Consider the following 6331-nt stretch of genomic DNA (forward strand, 5'->3'; position numbering starts at 1 on the left):
CGGGGGAGGGTGCGGGGCTTACTTGTTCAGGGAGGCCCAGAACTCGTCGAAGCTCATGAGGCCGTCGCCGTTGGTGTCCTTGGAGGCGATGACGGCGTCGGCGACGGCGGCGGTGACGTACGCGTCACCCATCGCCTTCATGGCCGCGCTGTACTCGTCCGCCGTGACGAAGCCGTCACCGTCCGCGTCGAACTTGCCGAACGTCGCCCGCGCGCTCTCGATGTCAGCCACTGGGATCCACCCCTTCTCGGTGCTTGTTGACCGGCCAAGGGTAGCGGCAGCCGGACCCCGCTCCCGCCGCGGGTCCCGGCGCCGGGGACTACCGGAAGATCCCGGTGTGGCCGAGGGAGTAGCGGCCGGGCTGCGGGTAGACGGCCAGGCCGTGCGGGCCGCCGCCCACCGGGATCTTGGCGAGCTGCCGCCCGGTGACCGTGTCGATCGCGTAGACCTCGGAGTTGTAGCGGCCCGACAGCCACAGCACCTTGCCGTCGGCGGAGACCCCGCCCATGTCGGGGCTGCCGCCGTCGGGCAGCTCCCACTTCTTGGTGAGCTTGTTCTGCTTGAAGTCGAAGACGGAGATGCTGCCCTCGCCGCGGTTGGAGATGTACATCTCCCGGGAGTCGCGGCTGACGTACAGGCCGTGGGTGCCCTTGCCGGTGGGCAGCAGCTTGGGGACGTCGAACTTGTCGCCGCTGAGCACCCACATGCCGTGCGCCATCATGTCGGCGACGTAGAACGTCCTGCCGTCCGGGGAGACCTTCACGTCCTGCGGCATCGCGCCCTCGAAGGGCAGCTTCTGCTGGGCGACGACCTCCATCCTCTCGGTGTCGACCTTGAGGAGTTCGCCGGAGAACTCGCAGCTCACGATGAAGTAGCGGCCGTCGGCGGAGAAGTCCGCGTGGTTGACCCCGAAACAGGACACCGGGACCGTCTTCACCCGGTTCATGGTGTGTGCGTCGCGGAAGACCAGCTCGCGGTCCATGGAGGCCATCACGACCGCGTACTTGCCGTTCGGGGTGAAGTACAGGTTGTACGGGTCGTGCACCTCGACGGGCTGGCCCGCCTCGCCGGTGGCCGGGTTGATCGGGGTGAGCGTGTGGCCCCGGTTGTTGTTGACCCACAGGGTCTTCATGTCCCAGGAGGGGACGACGTGCTGGGGCTGGATGCCGACCGGGATGGTGTCGATGACCTTGTACGTCGCCGGGTCGATGACCGACACCGTGTTGGAGGTGGTGTTCGGCACGTAGACGCGGGACGGGAAGTCCTTGACGACCGGGGAGAGGCGGTTCGGCCGGTCGGCCGCGTACACGTCGTTCGGGTCGAGGAGCGGCGGCATGCCGGCCAGGCCCGGCGGCACGGCCGGGACGGCCTTGACGGGCTGCCGGGCCGGCTCGGCGGAGCCGAGCGCCTCGGTGGGCTCCTTGTCGGCCGATCCGCAGCCGGCCAGGGCGGCGAGGACCAGACCGGCCAGCAGCACGGTGGCCTTCCGGGGGAGGCGGGTGGTCGTCATGAGGTCAGCAGCTCCGTGGTGGTCACCGCGCGCATCTTGCGGCGCGCGAGTTCTTCGAGGAGGGGCGGCATCGCGTCGACCGTGTCCGCGTAGCCGAAGTGCAGGCTCACCACCGATCCGCCTTGGATCGTCCCGGTGACGGTGCGGATGACGGCCGCGGCGCCGGGCGAGGTGAAGTCGAGGGAGTCCACGTCGTACGAGAGGACGTGCGGGTAGCCGGCCCGCTGGGCGAGGCGCTGGACGAGCGGGGTGGCGTACTGGGTCTGGGAGGGCCGGAACCAGGTGCCGATGGAGCCGGTGAGCCGCTTCAGGCGCTCGGCGCAGCCGGTGATCTCGGCGTAGGCCTCCGCCTCGGCCATGGTGTTGATCGCGAGGTGGCGCTGGGTGTGGTTGCCGAGCTCGTGGCCGCCGTCCAGGATGCGGCGGGCCACGTCGGGGTGGGCGTCGAGCCAGGTCCCGATCGCCAGGACGGTGACCCGCGCGCCCGCCCTTTCGGCCTCGGCCAGCACGGCCCGGGCGGTGGCGGGGTCGCCGTTGCCGTGGAAGGTGAGGGCGACGCGGGGGCGGTCGCGCGGACCGTGCGCGATCTCGGCGGGCTGGCCGGGGAAGCGGCGGGGGGCGGCGGCGGGCCGGACGGGGGCGGGTTTCGCCGGGGCCGCCTTCGTCGGCGGGGCGGCGGGCGCGGGGGCGCCCGTACCGCAGGCGGCGGTGAAGGCGCCGGCGGCGACCCCCGCGCCGGCGCGGAGGGCGGATCGGCGGTCCGGGTAGCAGAGCACCTGCCCATTTAAGGGGTGGATGCCGTAGAAGATAACGATTGACCCCATTCGGGACCTTCGCCGGAGTCCACCCGAATGAGGGAGTGTCCGCTATCTGATCAACGAATCACACAGATCACTGGATACTTATTCATTGATTACGAGGTGAGTGGCCCACCTCACCTAGGATTTAGCTGGAAACTCTTAGCATTTGCACACTTATGTCCAAGTTGGGACTTTTGGCGTTTGCTCGCCCGTCTGCCATAGTCGGAATCACGGCTTCCCCATTGACCCGAGCGAAGTCGCCACGCCGAGGATCACACCCCCTTCGATCCTCGGCGCACCCATGAAGCCCCCACGACGCCCCATCACGGCGCCCGGGGGCTTCGGGCATTTCCGGGGGCGTCGGCAGCGGATCAGCGGTCGGCCACGCGCATCTCGAACCAGGTGATCTTTCCGCGCGGCAGGAGGTCGGCGCCCCAGCGGTCGGACAGCTTGTCGACGAGGAAGAGGCCGCGGCCGGTGGTGTCCAGCTCGTGGACCGGCATCAGACACGGCAGCCCGCGCGAGGGGTCGCGCACCTCGACGCGGATCCAGCCGCGCCGCCGGTGCATCCGTAAGCCGAAGGAACGGGCGCCGGTGTGGCGCACGGCGTTGCCGACGAGCTCCGAGACGAGCAGGACGGTGTGCTCGGACACCTGCGGGGAGAAGCCCCAGAAACGGATCACCACGTACTGCGCGAGCCGGCGGGCCGTGCTCGCCGATTCCGGCATGGACGGCAGTGTCACTTCCGTCTCGGCCGGGTTCCCGTACAACTCCAGCGCCTTGAGCCCCTGTTCGTCCTCAAGAGCCGCCGTCAGCCGTACGGCGGAAGCGCTGCTGCGCTGCCGCGGCTGTTCCACACCCTCCAGGCCCGCCATGCACCCATCATGGACGGCCGGTGCTCCCGTCCGGGCCGTTCCGCGGGAAAACACCCCTCGGAATGGTCCATTCCGAAGGGGCGTCCCGTCATATGCGCGAGGCAATCGGACGGTTGCGGGGCCACCCTGATCTGCGGCGACCCACCGCTCCCGGAAGATCACCACGAGTGGATCTCCCCCTCCCCTTAAGGCTGCCTTAAGGCCTGGCTAATCCACCCCTAGGGAGGACCGGGAGACATCCGGCTAAACGAACTTCGCCTTGCCCGGGCCCTCTTCGACGAAGCTGCGCATGCCGCGCTCGCGGTCCTCGGTGGCGAACAGGCCCGCGAACCAGTTGCGTTCGATGGTCAGGCCCGTGTCGATGTCCGCCTCCAGACCCGCGTCCACGCACTCCTTGGCGGCGCGCAGCGCGATGGCCGGGCCCTGGGCCAGCTTGGCGGCCCAGGCGTGCGCCTGCTCGTACACCTCGGCGGCGGGCACGACCCGGTCCACGAGCCCGAGGGCGAGCGCCTCGTCCGCCTTGACCATGCGGCCGGTGAAGATGAGGTCCTTGGCCTTGGAGGGACCGATCAGCCGGGACAGCCGCTGGGTGCCGCCGGCGCCCGGGATCAGGCCGAGCAGGATCTCGGGCTGGCCGAGCTTCGCGTTGTCGGCGGCGATCCGGTAGTCGGCGCACAGGGCGAGTTCACAGCCGCCGCCCAGGGCGTAGCCGGTGACGGCGGCGACGACCGGCTTGGGGATCCGCGCCACGGCGGTGAAGGCGTCCTGGAGCGCGCGGGACCGGGCGACCATCGCCGCGTGGTCCATCGTCTGCATCTCCTTGATGTCCGCGCCGGCCGCGAACACCTTCTCGCCGCCGTAGATGATCACCGCGCGGACGTCGGCCCGGTCGGTGGCCTCCACGGCGAGCTCGCGCAGCCGGTCCTGGGTGGCGATGTCCAGGGCGTTCATGGGCGGCCGGTCCAGACGGAGGGTGCCGACGCCTTCGGAGACTTCGAGAGAGAGGGTCATACGCGGAAGGTTAGCCGCGGTTAACGCGAAGTGGCCCGGTGCCGTGGGTCACAGCACCGGGCCACTCGACTACGTTCGGGGGAGGACTACTTGATCCACTCCGCCCAGTCCATGTTCCAGCCGTTGAGGCCGTTGTCCGGGGCGATCTGCTTGTCCTTGGAGTTCTTCACGATGACGACGTCGCCGATCAGGGACTCGTCGAAGAACCACGCGGCGGGCTGGTTGCCGTCGCCCGCGCCGCGGACGTCCTTGAGGCCGACGCAGCCGTGGCTGACGTTCTCGGAGCCGAAGGTGCCCGAGGAGGCCCAGTAGTTGCCGTGGACGAAGGTGCCGGAGTTCGACAGGCGCATGGCGTGCGGGACGTCGGAGATGTCGTACTCGCCGCCGAAGCCGACGGTCGCGCCGTTCATGCGGGTCACCTTGTACTTCTCGCTGATGACCATCTGCCCGTTGTACGTGGTCGTCGACGGGGCGCCCGCGGTGATCGGGAGGTTCTTGAGGACCTGGCCGTCGCGGACGACCTCCATCGTGTGCTCGCTCGCGTCGACGGTGGAGACCTGCGAGCGGCCGATGGTGAAGTTGACCGTACGGGTCTGCTTGCCGTAGACGCCGGGGCGGCCCTCGACGCCGTCCAGGGCGATCTTCACGGTGACCTTGGTGCCCGCGGCCCAGTACTTCTCGGGGCGGAAGTCGAGGCGGTCGTTGCCGAACCAGTGGCCCTCGACCGGCACGGACGGCTCGGCCGTCACCGTGATGGCCTTCTCGACGGCCTCGGTGTTGGTGATGCCGCGGGTGAAGTTGATCGACACCGGCATGCCCACGCCGACGGTCTCGCCGTCCTCGGGCGTGTAGTGGCCGACGAAGGTGTTGGTCGGGGTGAGGGTGGTGAAGGTGGTGTCCTTCGCGGACTCGCGGCCGGCCTCGTCCTTGGCGACGGCGTGCACCTTGTACTCGGTGGCGGAAGCCAGGTTGCGGGCGGGCTCCCAGCTCGCGCCGTCCGCGGCGAGCTTGCCGTCGACGGCGTTGCCCTTGGTGTCGGCGACGGTCACCGTGGTGAGCTTGCCGCCCGTGCTGGATATCTTCAGGACGCCGCTGGTGGCGACCTCCTTGGCACCGTCGTCGGGCTTGACGCTGACGACGGCCTTGGACGCCTCGGTACCGGTCTTGCCGCCTCCGCCACCGCCGCCGTTGTCGCCGCCTCCGCTGCCGGTGTTGCCGCTTCCACTGCACGCGCTCGTGAGCAGCAGCGCCGCTCCGAGCAGCAGGGCCGGCAGACCGGTGCGGCGGGCGCGGCCGCGTATCGGCTGCAGGTTCACTCTTCTTCTCCCCATGTCCCCCGCGCGCGGACAGTCGCGCGCATGTCGACAGGAAATCACACGGGGGGATCACGAAGAGAAACGGTCTTGTCACCGTTCCGTCCCAAGAGGGGGAAGGACCGGCGCGGCGCCGCGGATTCAGTCCTCGGTACCGGGTTTGGTGCCCCAGACGTAGACGGCGTCGCCCTCGTCCAGCAGGTTCCACAGGCGCTCGGCGTCCGGTACCGAGAGGTTGACGCAGCCGGCCGAGCCGCCGTGCGCGTAGAGGTCGCCGGGGCGGCCGTGCAGGGCCTGGCCCCCGTCGAAGAACTGGGCGTACGGCATGGGGGCGTTGTCGTACAGCGTGGACTCGTGGTCCTTGCTGCGCCAGTAGATCTCGTGCCAGCCGGGGCGGGTCTCCTGGCCGTCGCGGCCGGTGCGCACCGGTACGGGCGGGAAGTCGACGGCGCTGCCGCGCTGCACCCACAGGAGCTGCCGGTCCAGGTCCACGCAGGTCACCCGGTGGGTGCGGACGGGGCAGGCGCCGGCGGCGTTGGGGTGGGCCCGGGCAGCGACGGCCACCATCGTGCGGTGGGTGGCGAGGCCCGGGTAACCGTCGGCGGGGGTGATGCCGTGGGCGCGCTGGAAGGTGCGCACGGCCGCGCAGTCGGCCGGGGACTGCGTCCCGTCGACGGGGCGCCCGAGGTGTGCTTCGAGTTCGCGCTGGTAGGGCCCGGTGCCGGCGGTACAGGCGGGCTCGGGGACCGCCGCGGCCGCGCGGGCGGGGCCCGCGTGCGCCGGGGCCGGGGCGGCGAGCGCGAGTACGGCGGCCAGCAGGGC

Annotated in this window: 7 protein-coding genes; all 7 read right to left on the reverse strand. The window is 70.3% G+C overall.

Features of this window, described 5'->3' with window-relative positions:
- Positions 1–18 precede the first annotated feature (18 nt).
- The 7 genes from ACFXA3_RS31715 to ACFXA3_RS31745 all read right to left on the reverse strand — a co-directional run bounded on the left by ACFXA3_RS31715 (position 19) and on the right by ACFXA3_RS31745 (position 6328).
- A complete protein-coding gene (locus ACFXA3_RS31715; protein ID WP_054224580.1) occupies positions 19–231 on the reverse strand; it encodes an EF-hand domain-containing protein in 213 nt (70 codons plus the stop codon).
- An 88-nt stretch (positions 232–319) separates the two neighbouring features.
- Entirely contained in the window at positions 320–1510 is a 1191-nt protein-coding gene (locus ACFXA3_RS31720; protein ID WP_385192383.1) for a YncE family protein, read from the reverse strand.
- A complete protein-coding gene (locus tag ACFXA3_RS31725) occupies positions 1507–2334 on the reverse strand; it encodes a polysaccharide deacetylase family protein (RefSeq protein ID WP_385192385.1) in 828 nt (275 codons plus the stop codon). Before ACFXA3_RS31725 ends, ACFXA3_RS31720 begins: the two co-directional genes overlap by 4 nt.
- 347 nt (positions 2335–2681) lie before the next feature.
- Complete coding sequence (locus ACFXA3_RS31730) at positions 2682–3290, reverse strand: ATP-binding protein (protein ID WP_385192388.1); 609 nt, start codon at positions 3288–3290, stop codon at positions 2682–2684.
- A gap of 138 nt (positions 3291–3428) precedes the next feature.
- Positions 3429–4196 carry an enoyl-CoA hydratase/isomerase family protein gene (locus ACFXA3_RS31735; protein ID WP_030857311.1) on the reverse strand — a complete coding sequence of 256 codons (768 nt, stop codon included), beginning with the start codon at positions 4194–4196 and terminating at the stop codon, positions 3429–3431.
- A gap of 86 nt (positions 4197–4282) precedes the next feature.
- Positions 4283–5506 carry an Ig-like domain-containing protein gene (locus ACFXA3_RS31740; RefSeq protein ID WP_385192390.1) on the reverse strand — a complete coding sequence of 408 codons (1224 nt, stop codon included), beginning with the start codon at positions 5504–5506 and terminating at the stop codon, positions 4283–4285.
- A gap of 144 nt (positions 5507–5650) precedes the next feature.
- On the reverse strand, positions 5651–6328 hold the full coding sequence (locus ACFXA3_RS31745) for a L,D-transpeptidase family protein (RefSeq protein WP_385192393.1): 678 nt from the start codon (positions 6326–6328) through the stop codon (positions 5651–5653).
- Between the last annotated feature and the right edge of the window lie 3 nt (positions 6329–6331).

This window comes from Streptomyces sp. NPDC059456, from assembly GCF_042750055.1.
In the GTDB taxonomy this organism is placed as follows: Bacteria; Actinomycetota; Actinomycetes; order Streptomycetales; family Streptomycetaceae; genus Streptomyces.

What these genes read in the sequence shown, in the direction of transcription:
- ACFXA3_RS31720 (WP_385192383.1), bottom strand. Translation starts at nt 1,510, where the DNA reads ATGACGACCACCCGCCTCCCCCGGAAGGCCACCGTGCTGCTGGCCGGT.
- ACFXA3_RS31725 (WP_385192385.1), bottom strand. Translation starts at nt 2,334, where the DNA reads ATGGGGTCAATCGTTATCTTCTACGGCATCCACCCCTTAAATGGGCAG.
- ACFXA3_RS31735 (WP_030857311.1), bottom strand. Translation starts at nt 4,196, where the DNA reads ATGACCCTCTCTCTCGAAGTCTCCGAAGGCGTCGGCACCCTCCGTCTG.